Origin of the sequence: Micromonospora nigra (assembly GCF_900091585.1) — a bacterium.
GTDB classification, from domain to species: Bacteria; Actinomycetota; Actinomycetes; order Mycobacteriales; family Micromonosporaceae; genus Micromonospora; species Micromonospora nigra.
In genome coordinates this window covers 800,326-825,490 of record NZ_FMHT01000003.1, presented here as the reverse complement: position 1 = coordinate 825,490, position 25,165 = coordinate 800,326, and the positions used below count along the sequence as shown (strand labels likewise).

The window sequence follows — 25,165 nt, the reverse complement described above, 5'->3', positions numbered from 1 at the left end:
CAGGCATTGTCGATGACATGTTCCCGTAACCACGGACGCATTCCGGATTCGCTAACGTCGGCACCGCCGGCAACAGCCGGACAGCACCGGGAAGAGGGAACATGCGCAGAAAACTGATCCGGCAACTGGTTGCCGCTGCGGCGGTGGGATTGACGTTGGTGTCACTCGCCCCGCCGGCCGCGCAGGCGGCGGCACCGGGCGGGGCGGTGCAGTGGGCGCCCTGCGCACAGGACGCCACCGCCCTGTGCGCCACTCTGGACGTGCCGGTCGACTGGGCCGACCCGGACGGACCCACCATCGGGTTGGCGCTGGCCAAGCGGCCAGCCACCGACCCGCAGGCGCGGCGCGGTTCGCTGGTGGTCAACCCGGGCGGGCCGGGTGGTTCGGGCGTCGACGCGGCCTTGTGGAACGCCTACAGCGAGGACCTTCGTCGCCACTTCGACATCCTCGGATTCGACCCGCGCGGCGTGGCCCGCAGCGCACCGGTGATGTGTTCACTGGACGCGATCGGCAACCTGCCGTCCGGGCCGATCAACACCCCGGCGGCATTCGACGAAATGGTCACCGCCTCCCGCGAGTTGGCCGTCGACTGTCGCAGTCGCACCGGTCCGGTCTTCGACCACGTCGACACGTTGCACGTGGTCCGCGACATCGACGCCATTCGAGCGGCGGTCGGCGACGAGAAGCTGACCTTTCTCGGCATGTCGTACGGCACGCTGATGGCCCAGCAGTATGCGGAGCTGTACCCGAACCGGGTGCGGGCCGTCGTCGCCGACAGCACGATGGACCACAGCCAGGACGCCCGTGGCTTCGCGGTCACCCAGGCGGCCACCGGGCAGGACTCGTTCAACGAGTTCGTGTCCGGCTGTGCCCGGCTGCCCCGGTGCGCCCTGCACGGTCGGGACATCCGCCAGTTCTGGCAGCGGCTGCTCGACCGCGCCGGACGAGGCGAACTGCCGGACCCGGACGACCCGAGCTACCGGATCACGCAGCCGGATCTGGTCAACTTCGTCCTGCGTAACCTCAACTACCAGCCCTACTGGCTCGGCATCGCCAGCGAACTGGAACGCCTCGACGCCGGCCGCCCGTCGAGCCCGGCGGCAGCGGCAGCGGCGCAGCGGCAGCCGGCCCGGGATCAGTCGGCCCGGATTCAGTCGGCCCCGGACGAACCGGTGGTCGTACCCTTCGCGTACCAGGCGGTCCTCTGCCAGGACTGGAACCTCGCCGCCCGCGACTTCACCGAGTGGAGTGCGATCGCCGCTGACGCTCAGCGCGCCGCGCCGGACCTGCCGGACCCGCCCCGGGCGTCGGTGGGGGCGATCTGCCTGGGCTTCCCGAACCCCGTCACCAACCCGCAGCGCCCGATCGAGGCGACCAACGACACGACGTTGCTGTTCGTGAACTCGCTGCACGACCCGGCCACCGGCTACAACTGGGCGCTGGGCGCCGCCGCCCAGTTCGGCAACCGCGCCGAACTGCTGACCTACGAGGGTTGGGGACACATCGTGTACGGCCGGGTGGCCTGTGCCGACGAGGCGATCGACCGGTACCTGGTCGACGTCGTCCTGCCGGCCGCAGGTACGCGGTGCGCCGCCGCCCCGCCGCCGGGCACCACCTCGGACAGCGCCCGCAGCCGGGCGGCGGCCCCGGAGGTCGGGCTCGCCCCGACGACGATGGTTCCGCTGCGGGCGGAGCCGGAGGTGCCGACCTGGCTCTTCTGAAGCCACTCGGAACACGCCGGGGTGGCCGGGGGCACCAACGGGTGTCCCGGCCACCCCGGTCCGCGTCGGGGACGGGCCGGGCGGCCGCGTCTCGACCCGACTGTCACCCGCGTTCACGGCCCCGCTGCCCACCGCATGCGGGCCACCGCCGGCCGGCGAGGTCACCGACGCGGCGCAGCAGATCCACCCTCGCGACCTCCGGTCAGCGGCGACGTAACGGGCCCGGATGCACCGACCACAGCAGCCGCCGCCAGGCCGGCCGGGCGGCCCGCAGCGCCGCGGTGTAGGCGGTGACCGCGTCGGCGGCGGCGTCGGCCTGGCCGGCGGTGGCGGTGCCGGGAGCGAAGGTGACCTGGTTGACCAGCCGGGCCAGCTCGTCGACGGCCGTCAGCGCCGGATCCGTGACCACCGGTGCGACGACCGTGACGAGGCCGGTCGCAGCGGCGGACGGCCCCCACCGGTCGGCGGCCTGCTGACCTACCGGTGCCGTCGGGTCCGCCGCCGGCGGCGGTTCACCGTCGACCCGGCGGTCCGGCCCGGTGCGGGCGGTGGGGACTGTGCGGTCGGTGGGGACTGTGCGTGCGTCCCGCAGGGCCGCGCGAGCGTGCGCCGCCACCTCGGAGGCTGCCAGGTCGTCACCGACCGGCCGTCCGGCCAGGCGCAGCCCGTCGGTCAGCTCCCGCCAGGCCCCGGCGATGCGCTCGCCGGGGTCACCGGAGCACAGGCGGGCCCGGGTGCGGGCCCGGCGCAGCCCGAACAGGGCACCCAACACCGCCCCGACGAGGATCAGCAGCACCCCGCCCGCGAGGGCCACCAGCAGGGGAGTGGGGACGCCCCGGGAGGCGGCCGTGGCCCGGCCGGCCACCGGCGGGGCCGCCGACTCCGTCGGCTCCACGGTGGGCTCCGGGGCCTCCGACGGTGGCGGCTGCTCCGGCGGCGGCCGGAAGTCCTCCTCCACCGGGCGGGGCTGCTCGTCGGGTCGGGGCAGCGGGTCGAACGCCACCCATCCCAACCCCTCGAACAGCACCTCCGGCCAGGCGTACGCGTCGCCCGCCCGCACCGGCCCGGTGCCGGGGGAGGTGAACCCGACCACCACCCGGGTGGGCAGCCCGGCGAGTCGGCCAAGCACCGCGAACGCCGCCGCGAACTGCTCGGACGTGCCCCGTTGACCGCCGGCGTTTCGGGGACCGAACAGGAAGAACGTCAGATTCGGGTACGCGTGGCCGCTCGGCGCGTCCGCGACCAGGCGGTAGTGCTCGGCGAGCCAGTCGGCGACCGCGGTGGCCCGCGCGTACGGGGCACCGTTGTCCTCGGCGAGCTGCGCGGCGAGCCGGCGCAGCTGCTCCGGCACCCCCTCGGGCACCTGCAACACCCGCGCCACCTCCTCCCCGGCGGGCACGTTCGCCGTGGACAGCAGGTTGACGTCGGGGCGCTCCCGCGCCGAGGTCACGCGGTAGCGCAGCCCCGGCGTCAGCCCCTCCGGCCGGATCAGGGTGCCCGTCGCCGGGTCGTACGCCACCCGCGCGCCGGTGACCTCCCGGGGGGTGGCGACGGCGGGCAGCAGCCGTCCACTCAGATCGGCGACGGTGATGTCCTGACGGACGGTCTCGACCGTGGCGTCGGGGGACGGTGGCGTCGCCGGCAGGATCCGCCCCGCGTTGCGGTAGGTCGCGCCCACCCGCCACGTCACCCCGTCGTAGTCGCTGAGCACCGCCAACCGGATCGGCGTGCCCTCCGCCGCCCCGCCCGGGGTCGCCACCTCCAGCAGCGTCTGCTCCGGATGCAACGCCCAACCGGAGATCCGGATCAGCGGGTTCTCGTCCAGCGACTCCACCTGGGGCGGCTCGACGTACCGTCGGGGGTCGGTGGGCCGCCCGTCGACCAGCGCCGCGACCGCCGGCCCGAGCAGCGCGGCGAGCCCGACCACCACCGCGACACCGGCGGCGGTGCCTGCGGCGAGGCGGGCCCGCACACCCGCCCGCGCCGACGGCGGCAGCGCCACGGTCGGGTCCGCGTCGCCGGGCGGGCGGGCCGAGGCGACCAGACCGACGGCCGCCGCCGCGACCAGGGCCACCGTCGGCCCGATCGCCGGACCGGCGTTGGGGCCCACCACGTACAGCGCACCGGCATACAGCAGCACCGGCGGCAGGTAACCCAGCAGCACCCGGCCCGCCCGCAGGGCCACCTCGGCGGCGGTCAGCCCGGCCAGCCAGGCGGCCACCACCGGCAGCAGCACCGTGTCGGGAGTGGGCTCCACCGGAATCATCGCGGTCAACAGGCGGGGGACGGCGTTGCGGGCCGCGTCGAGGCTCACCGCGCCGAGGCCGCCGGGCAGGTCGGCCCGGTCGGCGGTGAACCGCAGCGCCCACAGCGTGTAACCGGTGAGCGTGGCCACCGACACCGGCGCGACCAGCCACGACGGCAGCCGCCGCACGGCCACGCTGACCGCCACCGACCCGGCCGCCGCGCCGGCCACCAGCAAGGGCAGCACCGCCGTGGCGTACACCCGGCCCAACGCGAGCCCGGCCAGCGCGGTCATCACCACCAGCACGGCGGGCACCACCGCCGCGCGCGGCCTCACCACCGCCGCACCCCGTCCCACTCGGCGGCGAACGCGGCCCCGTCGGCCGCGTCGAGCACCACCAGGCCCGCCGTGCCGGCCGGCGTCGGCTCCGCCGCGCCGAGGACCCCCACCACCACCGACGGGTACGCCGACCGCAGCGCGCCCACGTGCCCCAGGTCGTCGCGGCCACCCGGCCCGGTCAGGAAGACCAGCGTGTCGCCGAGCCGGTCGCGGCGCAGCCGTGCGGTGGCCGCCGCCACGCCGCCCCCGCCGTCGGGCCGCACCGCTGCCAGCAGGTCCAGCGGCCCCGCCGCCCCCGTCGCGTCCAGCGGAGCGGTGGTCAGCAGCAGCACCGCAAGGTCCTCCCGGTACGCGGCGGTGACCACCGACGCGGCGGCCTCGCACGCCGCCTCGAACGACTCGGCCACCCCGTCCCGGAGTTGCGGGTGGGCGGCGGCCCGATTGTCCAGCAGCACCACGATCCGGGGCAGGCTGGTGTCGACGTTCTCCCGCACCATCAGCTCACCCACCCGGGCGCTGGTACGCCAGTGCACCCGACGCAGCTCGTCCCCGACGACGTACTCACGCAGCGAGTCGAACGTGATCGACCCGTGCGCCACGGCGTCGACGCGGCCCTCCAGGCTGCGTCCCGCCCCGGTGGGCACCGCCCGCAGCGGGTGCACCCTCGGATGCACCCACACCGGCACGGCCTCGCCGTACGCGCGGGACAGCACCACCAGGCCCAACGGATCCCGGCGGGTGATCCGCAGCGGCCCGACCGGCACCACCCCCCGCCGGTCCGTCGGCACGTCGTAGCCGACGGTGGTGTCCGCGCCGGAACGCAACCGCAGCAGCGGCACCGGCACGGTGCGCCCCCCGCAGCGGTCCTCGGCGAGCAGACTCGCCACGGGCAGCCGCCCCACGTTGGCGACGGTCACCGACATCGCCGCCGGCTCGCCCCGGGCCACCCGGTCCGGGTCGGCCGTGCGGCGCACCACCAGGCGGGGTCGCCGGGCCGCGGCCAGCACGGCGTAGCCGACAGCGCCGCCGGCCGCCGCACCCAGCACCACCAACTCCGGGTACGCGAACCGCACCCCCGCCCCCAGCAGAACCGCGGCGGCGACGAGCAGACCGACGCCCCGGGCCGTGATTCCCACGCCGACCCGGGTCAGGGGTGGACGGGGGCCGGCTGGCCCGACGGCAGCGGCACCGGCACCGAGGCCACCGCCTGGCGCAGCACCTCGGCGGCGGTGATCCCGCGTACCTGGGCGTCGGGGGTGAGCAGCAGGCGGTGCGCGAACACCGGCTCGGCGAGGGTCTTCAGGTCCTCCGGCATGATCCAGCCCCGCCCGTCGATCAGCGCGTACGCGCACGCCGCCCGGGTCAGCGCGATCCCACCCCGGGGCGACACCCCGACGCGGACCTGCTTGTGGACGCGCGTCGCCGCGGCCAGGCGCACCGCGTACGCGTAGAGCGGTTCGGCGATGTGCACCCGGCGGGCCATCCGCACCATCTCCCCGACGGTGGCGGTGTCGGTGACCGCCGACAGCGAGTCCGGGGAGCGGACCGTCGCCCCGCGCAGCACCTCCACCTCCACCGACTCGTCGGGATAGCCCACGGACAACTTCACCAGGAACCGGTCGAGCTGCGCCTCCGGCAGCCGGTACGTGCCGTCCATCTCCACCGGGTTCTGCGTGGCCACCACCAGGAACGGCTGCGGCACCGAATGGCGTACCCCGTCCACCGTGACCGTGCGTTCCTCCATGACCTCCAACAACGCCGACTGGGTCTTCGGCGACGCCCGGTTGATCTCGTCGGCGATCACGATGTTGGCGAACACCGGACCGGGATGGAACTCGAACCCCCGGCTGGCCTGGTTGAAGATGGTCACCCCGGACACGTCGGAGGGCAGCAGGTCCGGCGTGAACTGGATCCGCCGCCACTGCCCCTTCACCGTCGCCGCGATCGCCCGCGCCAGGGTGGTCTTACCGACACCCGGCACGTCCTCCAGCAGCACGTGCCCCTGCGCGAACAGGGCGGTCAGGGCCAGCCTGACCACGTGCGGCTTGCCGAGCACCACCGCGTTGACGTTCTCCGCCAGCCGGGCGGCCAGGGCGGCGAAACCCTGCACCTCCTGCTGGGTGAGCGGTTCGTGGCTGTTCACGGTGGTGCTCCTCAGACGGATCAGCAGGTGGGCAGGACGCCGATGTCGTCGCCACCCTCCAGGTTGAGCCAGGCCCAGGGGATGTAGTTGCGTCCGCGGTACTCGACCCGCACCCACCAGGTGCTCTTCTTGTCGTTGTTGTACACGTAGGCGTACACCTCTTCGCCCCGCTGCCTGCAGTAGGCCTTCAACCGGGTGCCGGGCTTCGCCCAGCCCACCTGCCGGTCGTTGTCCTGCCGGGCCACCGAGAAGATCTCGTTGCCGTTACGCCCGTCGACGTCCTTGTCACAGTAGGTGCGCTCCGCGCCCTCCGAACCGTTGACGCACGTCGCCACACCGTACAACGCGTCGGTGGCCTGGGTACGCGTCGCCGTGCCCGTCCCGGCGGCGTTGCTCGCCGTCACCGTGAACGGGTACCTCGTGCCCGGCGCCAACCCGCTCACCGTGAGGCTGGTGCACGCCCCCGACTTCGCCGTCTCACCCGGCGTGCTCAACGTGCAGGTGGCCTGCCCACCCCCGGCGTCCACCGTCACCGTCACCGTGACCGCCGTCGCGGTCGCCGACGAACCCGTCACCGTCACCCGCGGCGCGGCCACCGTCCGGGCCGTGGCGGTCGCCGTCGGCCCCTCACCCGCCTCGTTGACCGCCCGCACCGACACGGCGACGTTCTGCCCGTCGCCCAGCCCGTCGACGGTCGCCCGCGTGTCCGTCACCTCGGCGCGCCGCCCCGCCGCCTCGACCAGGTACGTCGTGACCTGCCGGCCGTTGGCCTGCGCCGGTGCCCACTGCACCGCCACCGTGCCCGGCCGGTCCGCCACCGTGCTCGCCCGCACCTGCTGCGGGGGCCCCGGCGGCGCGTACGGCACCACCGTGTTGCTCACCGGCGACGCCTCCGACCCGGCACCCCGCCGGCTCACCGCCACCACCGTGAACGCGTACTGGGTGCCGTACTCCAGCTCACCGGCCGGGATCACCAGCTCGGTGCGGCGCGACTCGCCGACCGGAGCGTTGCTGCCCGCCGACGTCGCGGTCACCGTGTACCGCGCGATCGTGTTGCCCTGACCGTCGGCCCGCGCCCAGGACACCCGCACCGTGCCGTCCGGGCGCGCCTGCGCCGTCACACTGGCCGGCGGGTCGGGCACCTCCGCCGTCGGGACCACCGGATTGCTGGACCGCTTCGGCCCCGCACCCCTGGCGTTCACCGCGTGCACCGCGAACCGGTACGTCTCCCCGTTGGTCAGCTCCTTCACGGTCACCGACCGCTGGTTGGCGCCCACCTCCAGGCGCTGCCCGGCACCCTCCACCACGTACCGGACGATCGCCGCGCCGTTCGCCGCCGCCGGCTGCCAACTCACCCTCGCCTGCGTGTCACCGGCGGACGCGGTCACGCTGCGTGGCACGCTCGGCCGGCTCACCTCGGGCTTCTTCGGCGGCGGCGGTGGCTCCGGAGCCGGCGGATCACCACCCAGCACGTCGTTGGCGTACTTGTCGACCACCCGCACCCGGTGGGCGTCGTCGACCACCCGCGCCGTCGAGGCGTCCGGGGCGTTGATGAACAGGTGGTTCTCCCGCACCTCCAACTCCAGCGGACCCGCCCCCCGCCCCCGCACCGTCTCCACGAGCTGACCGGCCGCGTCGAACGCGTACACCGCGCCGGTGGCCTCGTCGGCGCAGTAGAACCGCTCCTTCCACGCCACCGTCGGGGTCAGCCGGTCCCCGGTGCCCGGCACCGTGAACGTGCGCACCTGATCGCCACCCACCACATGCACCCGACGCTCACTGTTGACCGTCACCGGCACCATCGCGCCGCTGGTGCGGGCCGGCAGGCTGCCCGGCGCGGCCAACGGCAGCTTCGTCCGCGTCACCTCGCCCCGCACGACCGTCACCAGCGACCCCGCCGTGCGGTCCAGCACCGCGACACCGTCATCCAGGGTGGAGACCATCAGCTCGTGACTCGCGTCGGCCACGTCGTGCGTCTCGACCCGCTTCGGGCTCACCCCGCCACCGGGCGGCGCCGCCGACGCGGGCGCCGACGGCAGCACCGCCGGCGTGATCGCCGAGACGGTGCCCTCGGCGGGCACCGCGATCCACAGCCGACCCTCGCCGTCGAAGGAACCCCCGGTGATCCCCGGCGGGTACTGGACCGGCTCACCGACCGGCACCAGCGACCGCGGGTCGAGCTGACGGACGATGCCCTGCACCGCGTCGATCACGAACGCGGCGTCCTCGTGCAAGGCCACGCTCACTCCCAGCCCCGGGGTGGTGCGGGTGGTCGCGGTTATCTGTAGGGTCGCCAGGTCCAGCGTGCTGATCCGACCCGAGTTCAGGTCCCGCACCACCAGCAGCCGGTCGGTCTGCGTCACCTGCATCGAATGCCGCCGCGCGTCGGGCACCTCCACCCGGGTGTCCACCCGGCCGGTCACCCCGTTGACCCGGGCCAGCTCGCTGCGCGCACTGCTCCACAGCCACGAGCTCGCGTCGAAGCTGGCCACCGCGTTGTCGGCCGAACCCAACCCCAGCACCGTCAGCCCCAGCGCGGCCAGCAGTGCCAGCACCGTCCCCACGGTCACCAGACCACCGCGCCACCGCGGGCGGGGTCGCACCGTGCCGGTGGACACGGCCTCGTCGATGGTCGCCACAGCCGGCCGCCTCCCCGTCAGTTCCGGCAGGTCGCGCCGCGTGCGGCGCCCCCTGCCCCGAGCCGGGTGACATCATATGGCCCGGTCGGAGGCCACCGGAACCCGCAGTGTCCCGCTGTGGACACTCAGCGTGCGTGTCGCGCCGCGTGTCGCGGTCACTGTCGGGTGGTACACACCTGACTGGACGTCGCGAAGCTGTCCGTGGAGTGCACCGCGAGCACCGTGAAGCAGTAGTCCACCCGCGAGTTCAGCCCGTTGACCGTGTAACTGGTACGCCCCGGATCCACGGTGGCCAGCACTCCGAGAGCCTGCCCGGCCCGGCCCCCGGCCACCATGTGCGGCACCGCCCCGCCCGACGGGTCGCTCCACGTCAACGTGATCGTGGACGACTCGTCCCGCAGCCGCAGGTCCGTCGGCGGCGGCCCGGTCCGCGCCGGCGACGCCGACGCCCCCGGGTCCGCTGGCGCAGCTGAACTCCGGCTGAGCATCATCCCGCCCACCGCCGCCGCGATCACGACCGCGAGAGCCACCGCCACCAGCGCGAGGACCAACACGATGCGGTTGCGGCCACCGCCCGGGGCCGGCGGCGCAGACATCGGGTACGCCGCGTTCGGGTGCCCGGGAACCCCCGACACCTGCTGCGGCGCACCCCACTGGGAGGTGGGGGCGGCCCACGGCTGCGCGCCGCCCTGCGGGTACGCCGGACCTGCCGGCTGCTGGCCCGGCTGCGGGTGCGGGTGCGGCCAGGAAAGTGCCGCCGTCGGTTCGCTTCCGTAGGACGGCGACTCGCCCTCGTAGGACGGTGGTGCGCTCTTCGGAGGAGGACCGGGCGGTGTGCGCACCGGCGCTCCGGGCGACGGATAGCCGGGTGACGGGTAGCCGGGTGACGGGTGACCGGGCGACGGATCTCCGGGCGGCCCGACGACCGGTGGTGGAGGCGGGGATGCAGGCAGGCTGGACGGCGGCGGCGGCGCCGACGGGCCGCTGACCGGTGGCCCGGAGATCGGTGGCCCAGAGATCGGTGGCCCGGACACCGGCTGGTGCGGCGCGGTCGTCGACACCGCGGAGCTTGCCGACGGCGGCTCCACATCATTGGCCGTGGCCGGGCCGGAGGCGGGGAGAGCGGTGGTGGGCGGCCCGGAGAGTGCCAACTCGTCGTCGAGCAGGGGGCCGATCTGCTGCACCTGGATGGTCGGCCGGGCCCAACCCGGTGCCGGGCCCGCCTCGGCGGGGTACGGCGCGGGCGGTGGAGCCTGTGACACACGGGTGGGAGGCTCCGGAGCGGTGGCGGGCGTCGTCATGCCGGGCGGCGGTGCGACGGGCGGCGGTGCCAGGGGCGGCGGTGCCGTGGCCGGCGGTGCCATGGGGGTGGCGTGTGGGGGTGGCAGCGGGCCGGGCGCAGCGGCGGGGGTGAGCGGACCGCGCTGCGGTGGGGTGGGGCCGGTGTTCTGCGGTGGGGTGGGCGCGATGCCCTGCGGGGCGGGCGGGGGCACGGCGGGAGCCGTCCGGAAACCGGCGGTGACCTGGTCGGCCGCCGTCGAGGCGTCGTGTGGCAGCCACGCCGTCGACAGGGCGGCCAGCGACATCGTCGGCTCGTCGAAGGCCGGCCGCAGTGGCGTGGTCGGCGGCTCGGGCGTAGCGGGGGCGGTCGGCAACGGGGGAGCGGCGTCAACCAGGTACTGCCGCGCCGTGCGTACCGCGGGATGCTCGACGCCCAGCACGGCGGGCCCGGCGGTGGCCACGCGCGTGTAGTTGCGGCGGGCCTCGTGCCGGTTGCCCAGTTCGTCGGCGACCGTGCCCAGTTCGAAGGCGAGGGCCAACATCAACGGATCCGCGTGCGGCCAGCGGCGTTCGCCCGCCGCGAACGCCTCCTCCAGCACCCGCCGGGCCGCCATCGGATCGTCGGCCTCCCGGTGCAGCCGGGCCAGCAGGTGTGCGGTGCTCAACATGTCCGGATGATCTGTGCCGAACGGCGGCTGGGCGTTCTCCACGGCCGCGGTGAGCAGTTCGCGGGCGGCGGTCAGATCACCGGCAGCCCGCAGGGCGAGAGCGCGGTGCTGGACGGCGGCGAGGGGCGCGGGATGGGGCACCCGGCCATGCTGCCGGGTGACGGCGTGCCCACGCCACCCAGAGTTCGCTCACGGCAGTCCCCGCACGGGCGGCCACGCCGATGTGCATGATCCACGAGCGGCGTGTACAGTAACTCCCCGTGCGGCCCGCCGGGCGGCCAGGCGGCTGTGTGAACACCTCTGGTCAGCGCGGTAGGCTCGTTGTGTAGGTCCGGGTGGCGGAATGGCAGACGCGCTAGCTTGAGGTGCTAGTGCCCGTATAGGGCGTGGGGGTTCAAGTCCCCCCTCGGACACGTTAACCCCCACGGATGGTCTTCACGGTAGATGGAGCGTCTCGGTGGGGGTTTCTGCTGTCCTGCGCTGGTGCGGGATCGCGGGTAGTCGATGCGCGGTGGCCGCGTCGGAGATCTTTGTGATGGTCAGTGTCCCGCCGATCGCGCAGGTGACGTGGAGCTCGTGTTCGAGTAGCGCGTCGGTGACCGTGTGGGGGTCGGCGGCCGGGATGCCGATCCATTCGGCGAGTTGTGTGATCGCTTTGGCTTCGTGGATGTAGACGTTGCGCGGCCGGGGCGCGTCACCTGTTGAGGCGGTGCGGTGGCCGTGGCGGCAGCGGTAGGCGGCGTGCTTATTGACCCAGTGGGCGTCAAGGATCCGTCCGCATTCCTGGCAGCGGATCAGCCCGGTGAGCAGGTAGCGCCCGCTCGCGCCGTCGGCCGGTGCGAGCAGGGCGTTGGCCTGTTGGGCGGCGACGAAGTCGTGCTCGCTGACCAGCGGCGGATGCGCGATGTCCCGGGAAATCACCCATTGCTGCATCAGGTTCCAGCGGCGTGCCTCCGACTGGCCGAGGAGATCATCGGCGGCGTCGAGTGGGCCGCGGTCGGTGTGCTGCCGGTTCCAGACCTGCCGGCCGGTGTAGCGAGGGTTGGCGAGGATCGCCGCCACCGTGCGTAGCGTCCATCCCGTGCCGCTGCGGTGCGGGTTGCGGCCGGGATCGACGCGGGACGGGCAGGGCACCTGCCGATCGTTGAGGTCGCGGGCGATTCCGGCGATGCTGCGGCCGGCGAGGCGCTGGGCGAACATCCAGTGCACATGCGGTGCAGTGGACGGGTCAGGTTCCAGCCGGTGGGCCATGCGTCCCCATTTGGCGTGTGCCCGGTTCGGGTGCGGGCCCGCGTCGGCCAGCCGGTAGCCGTAGGGCGGTCGGCCACCGAGATGCCGGCCTTGCTCGACCACCTGGGCGCGCATCGCCGCCTTGGCCCGAAACCGAGAGCGTTGGACCTCTCGTTTCGAGTGCACGCCGAGCAGGGCCAGCAGCGACAGGTGGAACTCGTTGCTGGCGTCGACCGGTCCGTTGAGTTCGGGCAGCCACAGCTGCACGCCGTACAGGTTGAACAGCGGCGCGAGGTCGCGGAACTGGTTGCCGTAGAACGCTCGCTCGAACTCGCCCACGACCACCGCGTCGAACCCCCGGCCAGGGTCCGCGAGAGCTGCCAGTAGCCGTGCGGCTTGCGGGCGGCGCGTCCAGGGCACCTGACGGGACTCGCCGACGTCGAAGAACTCGGCGACGATTACGCCCCGGCCGTCGATCACGTCCTCGGCGAAGTCGCGTTGCCACCGCGCCGACGACAACCGGTCCTGGAACTCCCGCGTCGACATCCGGCCGTAGAACGCGAATGGGATACCCAGCGGCTTTGATGTTGCCTGGTACCGCGTCCGGGGGCGGCCCCGCCGGGGCGACTGCCGTATCCACCAGCCGAGCAGGTCAGGGCCGTCGAGTTCCGGCGTGTACTGCATCAGGACCTCCCATACCGAGGCTTACGGTCAGCCCTCGGTATGGATGGACAACGATGTAGTGGTTTGTTGGACTCGGCCACTCACCACACCCGTCGGCGCGGAGGAGGGGTAAGGCTATTACTCGCCTGGCGCGGTGCCAGTGTCGGCCGTGTGTCGGTATCCCCGCCCGAACTTGCTGGAGTCCTCTCTCCACCGAAGTGGGGGTAGCTCACCGCATGGTCTACACCGGGCGACCCTTCACCCGAGGTGTCCCCGCCGAAGTGTGAGACAGTGCGACGGGTCGGCTGTGGTGGTATGGCACGGGGCCCTCCAAGGCCAGTGGCGCCGACGGTGCCAAGTGGACTGCCCCGCCGGTCCTCCAGCCATGCCATAGCAAAGGTTTCCCGTACGGACTGCCGGGACACACCCGATCTTCGTCTGGAAGTGTGGTCGGCTGGGGTGATGTGCTGCGGTCAATGGATGTTCTAGCGTCTCGGCTCGTGCGTTTTCTTCACACCTCGGACTGGCATCTGGGCCGCCATCTGCACGGCATCAGCCTGCACGACGCGCATCAGGCGTTCATCGACCACCTCGTCGAATGCGCTCGGAGCGAGCGGGTCGATGCGGTGCTCATCGCGGGTGATCTCTACGACCGGGCGGTGCCGCCGCCGGACGCGGTCGGTCTGTGGGATCAGGCGCAGACCCGGCTCGTGCTGGAGGCGGGAACCCAGGTGGTCGTCATCGCCGGGAACCATGATTCGCCGGCGCGGTTGGGTGTCAGTTCCCGGTTGCTGGAGCGGGCCGGTGTGCACGTGCGGGTGGGCACGGGTGCGGTGGGTACGCCGGTGCTGCTGGAGGATGAGGACGCGAAGGTCGCTTGCTACCCGGTGCCGTTCCTCGAACCGGCGTCGGCGGTGGCCGCCTGGGGGGTCGAGGATCGGAGTCACGCGGCGGCGCTGCGTGCCGCGATGGGTAGGGTTCGGTCGGATCTGGCCCTTCGTCCCGGCTATCGGTCCGTTGTCATGGCGCACGCCTTCGTGTCCGGCGGTCAGGGTTGTGACACTGAGCGGGACATCAGCGTGGGTGGGGTGCAGCATGTGCCCGGTGCGGTGTTCGAGGGCGTCGACTATGTGGCGTTGGGTCACTTGCACGGGCGTCAGCGTCTGGCCGACGGGTTGCGGTACAGCGGTTCACCGCTGGCGTTCAGCTTTTCCGAGGCCGCGCACGTCAAGTCGTCCTATCTGGTGGATTTTGGCGTCGACGGGCTGCGCGGTGTGGAGGAGGTTCCTGCTCCGGTGCCGAGGCGGATGGCCCGGCTCACCGGCACCGTGGAGGGATTGTTGAACAGCCCTGCCTACAGCGCGTATGAGCAGTGTTGGGTCGAGGCGACGTTGACCGATGCGGTGCGTCCGTTGTCGCCGCACGAGCGGCTCAAGCGTCGGTTCCCACATCTGCTGAAGCTCGTGGTGCCGAGCCTGGCCGTCGAGGTGGGCGGCCGGGATCTCGCCGATTTGGATCGGCTGTCACCGGTGGAGGTGGCGCTTGACTTCGTGACCGAGGTGCGTGGTCGGCCGGCGGACAACGACGAGGTCGCGCTGCTGCAGCGGACCTTCGACGAGCTGCGCCGGGTGGAGGTGGCCCGCTGATGCGACTGCACCGGCTGACCATGACCGCCTTCGGGCCGTTTCCTCACACGGTGAGCGTGGACTTCGAGGCGCTCACGGCCGACGGCCTGTTCCTGATCCACGGGGATACCGGCGCGGGGAAGACCACGATCCTGGACGGGATCTGCTTCGCCCTGTACGGGTCCGTGCCCGGTTTCCGGGACGATGCCAAGTCGCTGCACTCGCAGCATGCCGCCGTTGGTGTCGGCCCCCGGGTCGAACTGGACGTCACCCTGACCAACCGACGGCTGTTGATCAGCCGCAGCCCGGAGTGGATGCGTCCCCGTAGACGCGGCAGCGGGACCACCCGGCAACAGGCCCTTATCGAGATCGTCGAACAGCTCCCGGACCGGACCGAGTTCGTCACCAGGGACCACCGGGAAGCCGCCGACCTGATCAGGGCGGAGACCGGCCTTGACGTCCAGCAGTTCTGCCAGGTGGTCCTGCTGCCCCAGGGCGGGTTCGCCAGGTTCCTGCAGGCGTCTGCCGACGACCGTCAGGGGCTCCTGCGGCGCCTCTTCGACATCGAGATCTTCACCCGCGCCGAGGGATGGCTGGCGGAGCACCGGACGCAACTCGGCCAGCAGGAACGCGCGGCCCTCGGCACGATCCGCGACCTGACGCAGCGCTTCGCCGAGGTGGTCAAGGTCGAGGTGCCCGCCGATCTCGACAAGCCTGACACCTTGAGTGAGCTGGACGCCTGGGCCGCCGTGCACCGAAACCGGGCCGCTGACCTGGCGGAGGCCCTGGCCCAGAACATGGCCGTTGGTACGGCGGAGGAGCAGCGCCTCGACCAGGTTCGGCAGGCCGCCGCGACCCTCGCCGGGCAGCAACGGGAGTATCAGGCGGCGGTGCAGCAGCGCGATGAGCTGACGACACGCAAGCCGGAGCGTGACCGCTGGAAGCGCCAGCTCGACTCCGCCCGCGCGGCAGCGACGCTGAAGCCGTACCTCGACCAGGTCGACCGGCGGCACACCGACCTCGACCTGCTCCGCCGCACGACGATCGAACACCTCGCCTCGCTGCCCGCTGACGTGGCGGTGCTGCCGGACCGTATTGCGCTGACTGTCCCGGACGGTGGGGACGCCGTCGACGTGGCCGACCTCGACGTCGACGCGCTGACCCGGGCGGAACAGACCCGCACCACGCAGCTGCGTGCCGCCGAGGCCGCGATCGACAGCGAGGCGCGACGGACCACGCTGCGAGGGCAGCGGACGGCGGTCGGCAAGAAGCTCGAAGATCTGGCCAGCCGGAGCGAGAAGGTCAACGCCCGCCTGGTCGAGCTGCCGGTCGAGCATGCCGAAATCACTGGCCGGCGCGAGCAGGCCCTGGCGGTGGCCGCCGACCGGGAGGCCGCCGAGCTGCGGCTGGACGAGGCGCAGAAGCAGGCCAAGGCGTGCAAGCGCCGCGACGACCTCACCGCGCAGCTTGCGACCGCCGAGGAGGAACGGCGTACTGCCGTCGACCGCCACCAAGCCGCCGAGGCCCGGCACCTCGACGTACGGCAGCGTCGGCTGGCCGGCATGGCCGCGGAGCTCGCCGGTGAACTGCGGCCCGGTCAGCCCTGCGGGGTCTGTGGCTCCCCGGAACACCCCGAACCCGCGCAGGCAGCCGCCGACGCCGTCTCCGCCGCCGACGAGGACCACGCCAAGACGGAGGCGGGCGAACTGCTCGACGAACGTCGCAGCGCCGAGATCACCGTCGAGCGCATCAACGCCCAGCTCAACGAAGTCACCGAGACGGTCGGTGACCTGACCGCAGCCCATGCGAAGTCGACGGTCACCGAGGCACGCAAGGCGGTGCGGGCGGCGACCGAGGCGACGAAACTGGCCGACGAACTCGGCACCCACCTGGAAACCCTCGACGTGATGCTGGCCGATCAGCACCGCGAAGCCGCCGACATCGGCCGCGACGAAGCGGTGGCGAACGCCCAGCAGGCCGCCCTGACCGCGCAGATCACCGAACTCGACGAGACCATCGACGCCGTCCGCGGCCAGGACAAGACCCTGCGGGTGCGGGTGACCCGCCTGACCGGGGAAATCGCCGAGGTCAGGACCGCAGCGACCAACCTGGGGCAGTGGCTACAGGCAGGAAGGGAACTCGCCGACGCCCACAGGGAGGCGCAGCACCACCTGCACCTGTCGGAGTTCGCCGACACCGTGGCAGCGCGGGCCGCAGCCCTGACCGACCCCGAGATCGTCGACCTGCAGAAGCGTATCGACGCTTTCGACGGCGAGTACCACCAGGCCGCAGGACGAGCACAGGACCCCACCCTGCTCGCCGCCGCACACCAACCATCACCGGACGTTGAGGGCAGCGAACAGACCTACCAAGCCGCCCGACTGCGGGCCACGGAGCTGCACGCCCAGCATGGCCTCGCCGTCGAGCAACACGACCGGCTGAAGCAGCTAGGCCCGGATCTGGTCAACGCCCTCGCTCAGTGGAGACCCATCCGCGCTGAGTACGAGATCGCCAACCGCCTCGCCCAACTCGTCGAGGGCAAGAGCAGCGACAGCGGTACCCGGATGACCCTCTCCACCTATGTGCTGACCCACCGGTTCCGGCACGTCGTCACGGCGGCGAACACCCGACTCGGGCAGGTCACCCACAACCGCTACCTGCTGCGCCATGTCACCGAGTCGGACACCGGCCGCCGCGCCGGCCGCAATGGGCTCGGCTTGTCCGTCGTCGACGCCTGGACCGGCCAGGAACGCCGCCCGGCCACCCTCTCCGGCGGGGAAACCTTTCTGGTCTCGCTGTGCCTGGCGCTCGGCCTCAGCGATGTCGTCCTGGCTGAGGCTGGCGGCACCCAACTCGGCAGCCTCTTCGTCGACGAAGGCTTCGGGACTCTCGACCAAGAGGCACTCGACCAGGTACTCGACGCCCTCGACGGCCTGCGCTCAGGTGGCCGTACCGTCGGACTGGTCAGCCACGTCGCGGAACTACGTCGGCGGATTCCATCCCGCCTCTACGTCCGTAAGACAGCCACCGGCTCCACCGTGGCCGTCGAAACCCAAGCAATCGACTGAGGACACTTTGTCTACGCCTGTTACTCCCGGTCAAGCTCAGCTACCAGGGCTTTAACGACTCCGGTTGGTCAAGCCACTACCACCAAACAACGATCCCCGCCGCTGCGGACCGCGTCTCCGGGCCGTGAGGAACGCCAAGTGTCCCGCGCTTTGTTCAAGTTGCGAGTGTCGGTGACCCGACAAAACCTCGAGCGCGGGGATGCTGCACTGGTCAGCGGTCCGGCTGGTGCTACGAGTGATCAGTTGACGATGCTCGCGTAGGTCGCCGGACGCTTGTCGAGCCGGATGTGACGGTGCGCAACCTTATGATCGCGTCGCGGCCCGTGTTCGGCCTGGCAAGCGCGTCCCGTGGCTAGCCCGAGCGCGAGCCCTGCGATGTGGTGTGGGAAGGGATGTGTGTGCGGCCGGACGGCGCAGAGCTCGACGACGATGAGGAACGGTCGGCTGACGGCCCGGATCTGTGGCAGCTGGCCGGGCTGCCCGGCGGGTTGTTGCAGGCCAGCTATCTGACGAGCCGGTTCTCGGCCCAGTACCGGCTGATCGTCGATGTGCTGCTCGCCGAGCAGGAGCACACCCTGACCGGGGTCGCGGCTACTGAGCTGCCCGAGCTGCTGCGCCGCCGTCTGCAGGTGCTGGGTGTCGATCCGGGGCTCCTCGACGACCCGGCGTTCAAGCTGAAGGATCGGATGGGCCGTCTCGAACGATGGGGTGTCGTCTACCGGTTCCAGGACAAAGCGGTCCGGGACGCGGAGTTCGTTCTCGACCGGGACCGGTACCAGCTGACCGAGACCGTCGCCGAACTACACCGGGCGATCACGTCCCTCGGCGACGACACCGCCGCAGCCGCCGCTGCAACCCTTGCCCCCGGGATCCTGATGGCCAACCTGTCCCTGCTGTACGAAAGCGCAGAGGCGGATCCGGCGGGGGCGGCGGCTGCCTGGTCCGTGATCGCGACGACGCACCAGGCAATGGTGAAGGCCGCCGCAGGGTGGCAGGCGCGGCTCGCCGGTGCGCTCGCTGGCCCGCCGACACTGGAGAAGATCACCACGGTCCAGGAGACCCTGCGCCGTTATGTTGATATGTGGGGCGCCGGCGTCGACACGCATTCAGAAGCGATCACCAATCTCGCGGCGAAGCTCGCGTTGCTGCCGATACCGGCGTGGCGGCGCATCGCTGTGCACACCCTCGGCGCGAACGCGGACGAGCCAGCGATCGAAGCGCTCGTCAACGCTCACCTGCTCACCCTAGAGACGCTGCGCCGCTGGTTCGACGGACCGGACTGCCAGGCCCGCAAACTACGCCGACAGATGCGCGACACGATCGGGCCGCTGTTGCGCGGGCAGCGGACCTTGGCCGCCGTCGGGGGGCACGTCTCTCGCCGAGCTGAACTCATCGATCTGGCCACCCGCCTGGAATCGACCGCGGACGACGACGCCGCCTGGCGGCTGTGGTGCAGCTCGACCGGGATATTCTCCGCCCGGCATCTGCCGGGCGCGGGGGACCCACCGGCGGGCAACCCCGGCGCGGTGTCGTTCTGGGATGCCGATCCGGTCCCCGTGGAGGCCCGCCTGCGCAAGCAGGGCCCGAAAGCAACGACCGGGATCGCAGCGCGGATTCCCGACCGGACCGGCGCGAAACGCGCTGCCCGCGAACGGGCCGCACGGGCTGCCGCGCAGGCCGCGATCACCGAATCGGCAATTCTCGCCCGCTCCGGGCAGCGGCTGTCGCAGTGGCGGGATCTGACCCTCGACGAGCTGCAAATGCTGCTGGTCCTGCTCGGCGCGGTTGCCGCCGCCCAACCGGACGGCACCGGCCGGCGATCTGCGACCACCGGGGACGCCCGGTGGCTCCTGCGCGCCGACCCGCCGGAGGACGGTGCGCCGGCCGCGGTCGTGCACACGCCGGACGGCCGGCTGGTACACCCCGACATCGTCCTGCACATCACCCCAGCCGGGAGCCGGCCGTGAACACATCTACCTCCGCGTCCGTGCGGGAGGCGCAGCAGGCGTTCCTCGGCCTGCTCGCCCAGCCGCTGGTTACTCCGGCCACGAACCGGGTCCTGCACCGACATGTCCTGCGCCACCAGCGGCAGATCACCGAGCACGCCCGTCGGGCCGGGTACCGGATCCAGCGGGTCGGCCGGGCCGTACGCCTGATCCGGGTTCCGATCGCCGGGACCGTTACGGCCCCACCCCGCCCTGCGGACGCACCTGGCCGACGGCTGCTCTCGCTCGTCTGCTGCCTAGCCGCATGCTGCGAGGAGATCTCCGGGACGGTGACGCTGCAGCGGCTGTCCGACATGGTCCGGGACTTGACCTCCGCGCCCGGGGTCACCGTCACCGGCTACGACCCGGAGCAGAAACCGCAGCGTCGCCTGCTGCGCGACGCGGCTGCCCTGCTCGCCAGGTGGGGCGTGCTGCGCCGCCGGACCAGCGACGAGAAGATGCTCTACGACTGGACCGAAGACGGGGCCGGGCCTGGTGCCGGCTACGAGGTTGACCGGGATGCGCTGCTGCTGTTGACCAGCCCTGATGTGCTCGCCGCTGCCGTGCAACCGCAGGACACCGACGCCGAGCAGATCGCCGCAACCCGTACAGTCCGGCAGTTGCGCGCCCTGCTGGAAACTCCAGCCGTCATGTACGCGGATCTGGACGAGCAGGACGCGGACGCGTTGCGTAAGGCCCGCGGGCTGCGCACCGCCGACCTCGCGCAGATGACCGGCGGGACGGTCGAGGCCCGCGCCGAAGGTCTCGTCCTCGTGCTGCCCGACGACCCCGATCGGTCGCCGGCCGTGGCCGACTGGCCGCGAGCGCGAGCGGCTGATTGGGTGGCCCTGTTGATGGCTGACCTTGCTGGACGGCATGGCACCCGTACCGCGTCCGGCACGGTGGTACTCACCGACAGGCAGGTGGACGAGGTCGTCGAAGACCTGATCGGCTGGCGCGGCGAGTACATGTCCAAGGACCAGAAGACCGTGCCCGGAACGGTCCGCGCCGACGCGGAAACGATCCTGACCGAGCTCGGCCTGCTGCACGTCAGCCCAGACCAGTCATGGACTTTGTCCCCGGCTGCGGGCCGGTATCGCGACCCCGACATCACCCTCATCGACCCATCGGAGACGACCCGATGACCACGACCGACCTGCCGACCCCAGGCCCGGCCGCCACCGACGCGCAGCTGGCCGCGTGGCGCGACGCGGTCACCACCGCCGGCCTGCCCGACCCGGCCCGCCCCCGATGGCAGGTACTGCGCGCCGGGGTGGTCGGCCTGTGGGAGTTTGACGTGGCCGAGTACTGGTTCGCCGACGGCCGCGCCCAGTTCGTCGGGCAGAACCAGTCCGGCAAGTCGACGCTGATGGCGCTGACGACCCTGCTCATGCTCGCCGGCAGCCTCGACCGCAGATACGTGGACACGTTCGGCCAGTCCGACAAGGAGTACCGCTACTACGTCGAACCGGTCGCCGACGACCGCGACCGGCGGGATGCCTCCGCCTCCACGAACCGCGGCTGGGCGTGGGTCGAATACGGCCGAATTGGCCCGTTCGGCACACCGGAGTTCTTCACCACCATGCTGTACACCCAGACCAAACGCGGCGTGGCGCAGATGACCCGCGCATGGGTCGTCTGCCACGGCACCGCCCGGGTCCGCGCCGGCCTAGACCTGGCCGCAGGCCAGGCGGTCACCGAACCCAAAGCCCTCGAAGCCGTGGACGGCGTCACTGTGTATCCAAGGGGTCAGACCTACGCCGAGCGGCTCGCCACTGACCTGTTCGGGTTCGACGACACCGACCGGTACGCGACCGTGATCGAGATGCTGAAGGTGCTGCGCACTCCACACCTGGGGCAGAAACTCGACCCCGATTGGTTCACCTCCCAGATCCGCTCGGCGCTGCCACCGGTTGCAAAGAGCGAGGTGACCGAACTCGCCCACGGCTGGCAGGAGCTCGAACAGCTGGCCCGCGATCGGGACTCGGCCGAGGAGGCCCGCAAAGCAATCGCCGTCTACCTCACGAGGGCATGGCGACCGTGGGCTGACGCCGTCCTTCGTCTGCACGCCGACACCCTGATCGCCGCCGACGCCTGTGTCACAGAGGCACGTGTGCAGGTCGGCGCCGCGAAGACCGACCTGGACGACGCCCGCAAACGCCTGGACGAGGAGGCGAGAAACACCCAGCACCTCGAAGAAGCTCGCGACCGTACGCGCACGGAACTGATGCAGTTGTTGCGCTCCGCGGCGTACACGACCGCGGTAGAGCGGGCCAACGATGCCAAGCGGCTGCGCACGGAAGCGAATGCGGCGAAACGCCGCGCGGAGAAAGCCGTCGCTCGCCTAGAACGGACCCGCGCTGACCTCGAAGCGGCCAAGTCCGAGCAGGAGAAAGCCGACGAAGAACACGGAAACGTTGAGCAGGAGCTGAACGTCGCCCTCCGCCGTGCGGTCGAGACAGCGGCGGTTGCCAGGCTCGGCGACCAGGTTCCGCAGTGGGCAGCATCCGGCGACGTCGACCGGTTCGACGCAGCGATTGCCGCCCGCCGCGCCCAGGTCGGCACGTTGCGGAAACTGATCCGCTCCGCCAGCAAAGCGTCCTCGGCATGGCAGGCCCTCGACGACGTGGCTCAGAAGGCGCAGGAGCAGCTCGACGAACGCACCGAGGCAGCGGAGGCCACCGAACACGCCCTGGCGCAGGCGTTGCAAATCCTGTCCGACCAGCTGGAGCGGTGGGCAACAACACTCGGCGATGTGTGCCCGCCGGTCGAGGTCCGCGACGCGTGGATCACCGCCGTTACGGCCCAGACGGGAACGCTCCGGCCACGGGAGGTACTGACCGGCCTGCTGACCCGGGAGTGGCTCGACCCAGCAACCGGGCCCCTCACCACCCGCGTCGCTGAACTACGGGCCGCGGCAAGAACTGCAGCCGCCCGCGCCGCCGAAGCCGAACGCGACGCTGACGCACTCGAAAGCGCCGGCGACCCGACGCCCGATCCGCCAGTGCGGTGGATCCGTCGTGACCGGCCATCATTTCCGTCCGGTGCAGGCGCCCCGCTGTGGCGTCTGGTCGACCCGGTCGACGGCCTCGACCCAGTATTCCTCGACCAGGTGGAGGCCAGCTTGTCGGCCGCGGGTTTGCTGGACGCCTGGGTGACTCCCGACGGTGTCTGGGCACCGGACCGCGACGGGGACGAACTCATCATCGTCCCCGGCACCGTCCCGGCCGGCACGGGAAACCTTGCGCAGGTGCTGCAACCGGCCGACGACGCCGGTAACCTGTCCGCCGCGGTACTGCGGATCCTCGCCGGCATCGGATACACCACCGACGGGCCGTTGACCGCACCGACCTGCCTGGCCGCCGACGGACGCTGGCAGACCCCCGCCGCGGCGGGCCGGGCTGGAACCGCGACGCATGGTGCCGAGCTCATCGGCACCGCCGCTCGGGCTGCTGCCCGCCGCCGCAAGATCACCGAGTTGCGCGCGCAGGCGACCGTGTTCCGGGCCGAATTTGGGCAACTGGCCGGTGAAGCGGACCTGGTCGGTGAGCAGATTACGAGCTTGCGGGCGGCAGCGGATCAAGCGCCTACCGACGCGGATGTCGTTGCAGCCGCTGCTGCACACACTGCTGCGGCTGGCGAGGCGGACAAGGCCTCCAACGCTTACCGTGATGCTCGCGGCCGCGAACAGGAAGCCCGACGTGTCTCGGACGCGGCGACCGGAGAGGTGACCAGGTACGCCGCCGAAAACCTGCTGACGACCGGCGAGGAGCAACTCGACAACCTCACGGGGGCCCTCGATGCGACTGCGACCGCCTCCGGCGGTCTTCGTCTCGCACTCTCCGCGCAGAAGGCGGCCATGTCGGCGGTCATGGCCGCAGCCGGACGGGTCGCGATCGAGGACAGCCGAGTCCATGAGGCCGCCAGCACCGCCGAGGACGAGGCGCAAGCAGCGCAGACCGCAGACGTGAACGCGACGCTGGCCGAAAAGTCCGTGGACGCTGACGCCCAGCAACTGTTCGCCCAGGCTGAACGCCTGGAACGCCAGGTTGAGGAGTACGGGCCGTCGATCTCGGCGAGCAAACGCGAAGGCCTCGCCCGCTCGGCAGCGGCCGGGGAGGCGAACTCCAGCTGGCAGCAGCGCTGCAACGACCTCACCGCCGCTCTCGAACGTCGGGACATCGCAGCTGCGGCATGGTGGGTGCCGGTCGACGCCGGCCTGGCCGCAGCCCGCAACCTCACCGTTCCGGACAGCCGGGATCTGGATGCCGCGCTCGCGCATGCTCGCACGGCTGTCGACCAGCTACGACCTCAAATGTGGCCGGAGCTGCTCGACGAGAAGGCCAGGCGAGCCGAGGCGGCGTTGTCGCGCATGCTCGGCTCGTCGCTAGTCGACCTTCGCACAGTTCTGGAAACTTCTGGCGGCCGGTCGGTGATCACCACAGAGGCCGACGAGCAGCATCCCCTGCCATCGGTCACTCTGATCGTGGACGCCTCCGGCGCCCAGCTCGATCCCGCTGATGCGATCCGGCATCTGCAGATTCTGGTCGAGGATCTGTCGCGCACCCACGACGAGAAGCTGCACCAGATGTACACCGAGCTGCTGTCATCGACTTTCATCGACCATCTCGCCGACCGGATGAAGAAAGTCATCAAGCTCCTCGACGTCGTCAACGACGTACTCAGAAAGCATCCGACCGGGGCGAACAAGACCACGCTGCGGCTGCGCCGCGTTCCAGCCGAAGGGCAGGAGCCCGGATTCAAGATCCTCAAGGCATTGCAGGAAGGATCGATCGAATCCGAAAGCGCACAGCAGCAAATCCAACTGTTCCTCGGCGCCCGGCTGCGCGAGGCGCAGGACGCCGGCCTGGTCGGCACCGAAGACTGGACCGACCGTCTCGCGGAACTCCTCGACTACCGGGCCTGGTTCGACATCGTCGCCCAATACAAGGTGGGTGACGGCGACGACGAGACCCGCTGGAAAGACCTGACGAGGAAGGTCCACGGCGTCGACTCCGGCGGCGGAAAGGTGGTCACTCTCCTGCAGCCGCTGCTGGCGACGCTGGTCGCCTTGTACTCCGAATCGGAGGACGCGCCGCGGCCGTTGTGGCTCGATGAGGCGTTCGAAGGCGTCGACCCGAGCAACCGGGCCACGATGATGCGAATGCTCACTGACTTCGACCTGGACTTCCTCCTCGCCGGACCGGCGCCGCTCGTCGCGGTCGCGCAGGTCCCGACAGCCGCGCTATGGATCATCACCCGCGCCCCAGCACCGGCCGACGGCGTTGACCTGTCCCTGATGCTGTGGGCCGGGAAAAACCTAAAACAGGTTCCGGTCGGCGACTACGCAATCCGAATCCTCACGCCGCGTCGCCCAACCGACGACGCCGGTCCGGACTTGTTCACCACCATTGCCGAAACAGGCGGCCCAGCCGGGCCGAACCACACCGGCAACGACATGGGCGTGCCAGCGAGCATCGTCGCCGTGGACACGGGCGGGCCGGCATGACCGCCGCAACGGATCGATGGGCGGCTCAGGCCGGCCCGCAGAAGGTACT

12 protein-coding genes and 1 tRNA gene are annotated in these 25,165 nt (G+C 71.6%); 7 read left to right on the top strand and 6 right to left on the bottom strand.

Annotation, left to right across the window (positions count from 1 at the left end; translation table 11 throughout):
- The first annotated feature begins 101 nt into the window (after positions 1-101).
- A complete protein-coding gene (locus GA0070616_RS03060; protein ID WP_091075872.1) occupies positions 102-1,721 on the top strand; it encodes an alpha/beta hydrolase in 1,620 nt (539 codons plus the stop codon).
- Positions 1,722-1,923: 202 nt separating this feature from the next.
- Here the strand turns inward: GA0070616_RS03060 and GA0070616_RS03055 are convergent, their stop codons facing one another.
- The 5 genes from GA0070616_RS03055 to GA0070616_RS29110 all read right to left on the bottom strand — a co-directional run bounded on the left by GA0070616_RS03055 (position 1,924) and on the right by GA0070616_RS29110 (position 11,177).
- Positions 1,924-4,260 carry a transglutaminase domain-containing protein gene (locus GA0070616_RS03055; protein WP_091089733.1) on the bottom strand — a complete coding sequence of 779 codons (2,337 nt, stop codon included), beginning with the start codon at positions 4,258-4,260 and terminating at the stop codon, positions 1,924-1,926.
- 38 nt (positions 4,261-4,298) lie between these two features.
- On the bottom strand, positions 4,299-5,441 hold the full coding sequence (locus GA0070616_RS03050; RefSeq protein WP_091075869.1) for a DUF58 domain-containing protein: 1,143 nt from the start codon (positions 5,439-5,441) through the stop codon (positions 4,299-4,301).
- Positions 5,442-5,452: 11 nt separating this feature from the next.
- Positions 5,453-6,448 (bottom strand): AAA family ATPase, encoded by a 996-nt coding sequence (locus tag GA0070616_RS03045; protein ID WP_091075865.1) that lies wholly within the window; start codon positions 6,446-6,448, stop codon positions 5,453-5,455.
- Between the two features lie 20 nt (positions 6,449-6,468).
- Positions 6,469-9,087: a fibronectin type III domain-containing protein gene (locus tag GA0070616_RS03040; RefSeq protein ID WP_091075861.1), complete on the bottom strand. Its 2,619-nt coding sequence runs from the start codon at positions 9,085-9,087 to the stop codon at positions 6,469-6,471.
- Positions 9,088-9,242: 155 nt separating this feature from the next.
- Positions 9,243-11,177 (bottom strand): fibronectin type III domain-containing protein, encoded by a 1,935-nt coding sequence (locus tag GA0070616_RS29110; protein WP_091075858.1) that lies wholly within the window; start codon positions 11,175-11,177, stop codon positions 9,243-9,245.
- 188 nt (positions 11,178-11,365) lie between these two features.
- Here GA0070616_RS29110 and GA0070616_RS03030 point away from each other — a divergent pair.
- Positions 11,366-11,449: transfer RNA gene (locus GA0070616_RS03030), tRNA-Leu, on the top strand.
- Positions 11,450-11,471: 22 nt separating this feature from the next.
- Here the strand turns inward: GA0070616_RS03030 and GA0070616_RS03025 are convergent.
- Complete coding sequence (locus GA0070616_RS03025) at positions 11,472-12,746, bottom strand: recombinase family protein (RefSeq protein WP_342672255.1); 1,275 nt, start codon at positions 12,744-12,746, stop codon at positions 11,472-11,474.
- Between the two features lie 659 nt (positions 12,747-13,405).
- On the opposite strand from GA0070616_RS03025, the gene GA0070616_RS03020 reads away from it, so the two are divergent.
- The 5 genes from GA0070616_RS03020 (at position 13,406) to GA0070616_RS03000 (ending at position 25,116) form a co-directional block, all read left to right on the top strand.
- Positions 13,406-14,575 carry an exonuclease SbcCD subunit D gene (locus tag GA0070616_RS03020; protein ID WP_217628177.1) on the top strand — a complete coding sequence of 390 codons (1,170 nt, stop codon included), beginning with the start codon at positions 13,406-13,408 and terminating at the stop codon, positions 14,573-14,575.
- The gene (locus GA0070616_RS03015; RefSeq protein WP_091075846.1) at positions 14,575-17,622 is read left to right on the top strand and encodes an AAA family ATPase; all 3,048 of its coding nucleotides are present in this window, start codon (positions 14,575-14,577) and stop codon (positions 17,620-17,622) included. The genes GA0070616_RS03020 and GA0070616_RS03015 overlap by 1 nt, the downstream gene beginning before the upstream one ends.
- Before the next feature lie 392 nt (positions 17,623-18,014).
- A complete protein-coding gene (locus tag GA0070616_RS03010) occupies positions 18,015-19,589 on the top strand; it encodes a DUF2397 domain-containing protein (protein ID WP_091075843.1) in 1,575 nt (524 codons plus the stop codon).
- Entirely contained in the window at positions 19,586-20,752 is a 1,167-nt protein-coding gene (locus GA0070616_RS03005; RefSeq protein ID WP_091075839.1) for a TIGR02678 family protein, read from the top strand. Before GA0070616_RS03010 ends, GA0070616_RS03005 begins: the two co-directional genes overlap by 4 nt.
- Complete coding sequence (locus GA0070616_RS03000) at positions 20,749-25,116, top strand: SbcC/MukB-like Walker B domain-containing protein (protein WP_091075836.1); 4,368 nt, start codon at positions 20,749-20,751, stop codon at positions 25,114-25,116. The genes GA0070616_RS03005 and GA0070616_RS03000 overlap by 4 nt, the downstream gene beginning before the upstream one ends.
- Positions 25,117-25,165: the final 49 nt, after the last annotated feature.

Bases quoted from the DNA above. Each gene is read 5' to 3' on its own strand.
- GA0070616_RS03060 (WP_091075872.1), top strand. From the start codon at position 102: ATGCGCAGAAAACTGATCCGGCAACTGGTTGCCGCTGCGGCGGTGGGA.
- GA0070616_RS03015 (WP_091075846.1), top strand. From the start codon at position 14,575: ATGCGACTGCACCGGCTGACCATGACCGCCTTCGGGCCGTTTCCTCAC.
- GA0070616_RS03010 (WP_091075843.1), top strand. From the start codon at position 18,015: ATGTGTGTGCGGCCGGACGGCGCAGAGCTCGACGACGATGAGGAACGG.
- GA0070616_RS03055 (WP_091089733.1), bottom strand. From the start codon at position 4,260: ATGACCGCGCTGGCCGGGCTCGCGTTGGGCCGGGTGTACGCCACGGCG.
- GA0070616_RS03000 (WP_091075836.1), top strand. From the start codon at position 20,749: ATGACCACGACCGACCTGCCGACCCCAGGCCCGGCCGCCACCGACGCG.
- GA0070616_RS03020 (WP_217628177.1), top strand. From the start codon at position 13,406: ATGGATGTTCTAGCGTCTCGGCTCGTGCGTTTTCTTCACACCTCGGAC.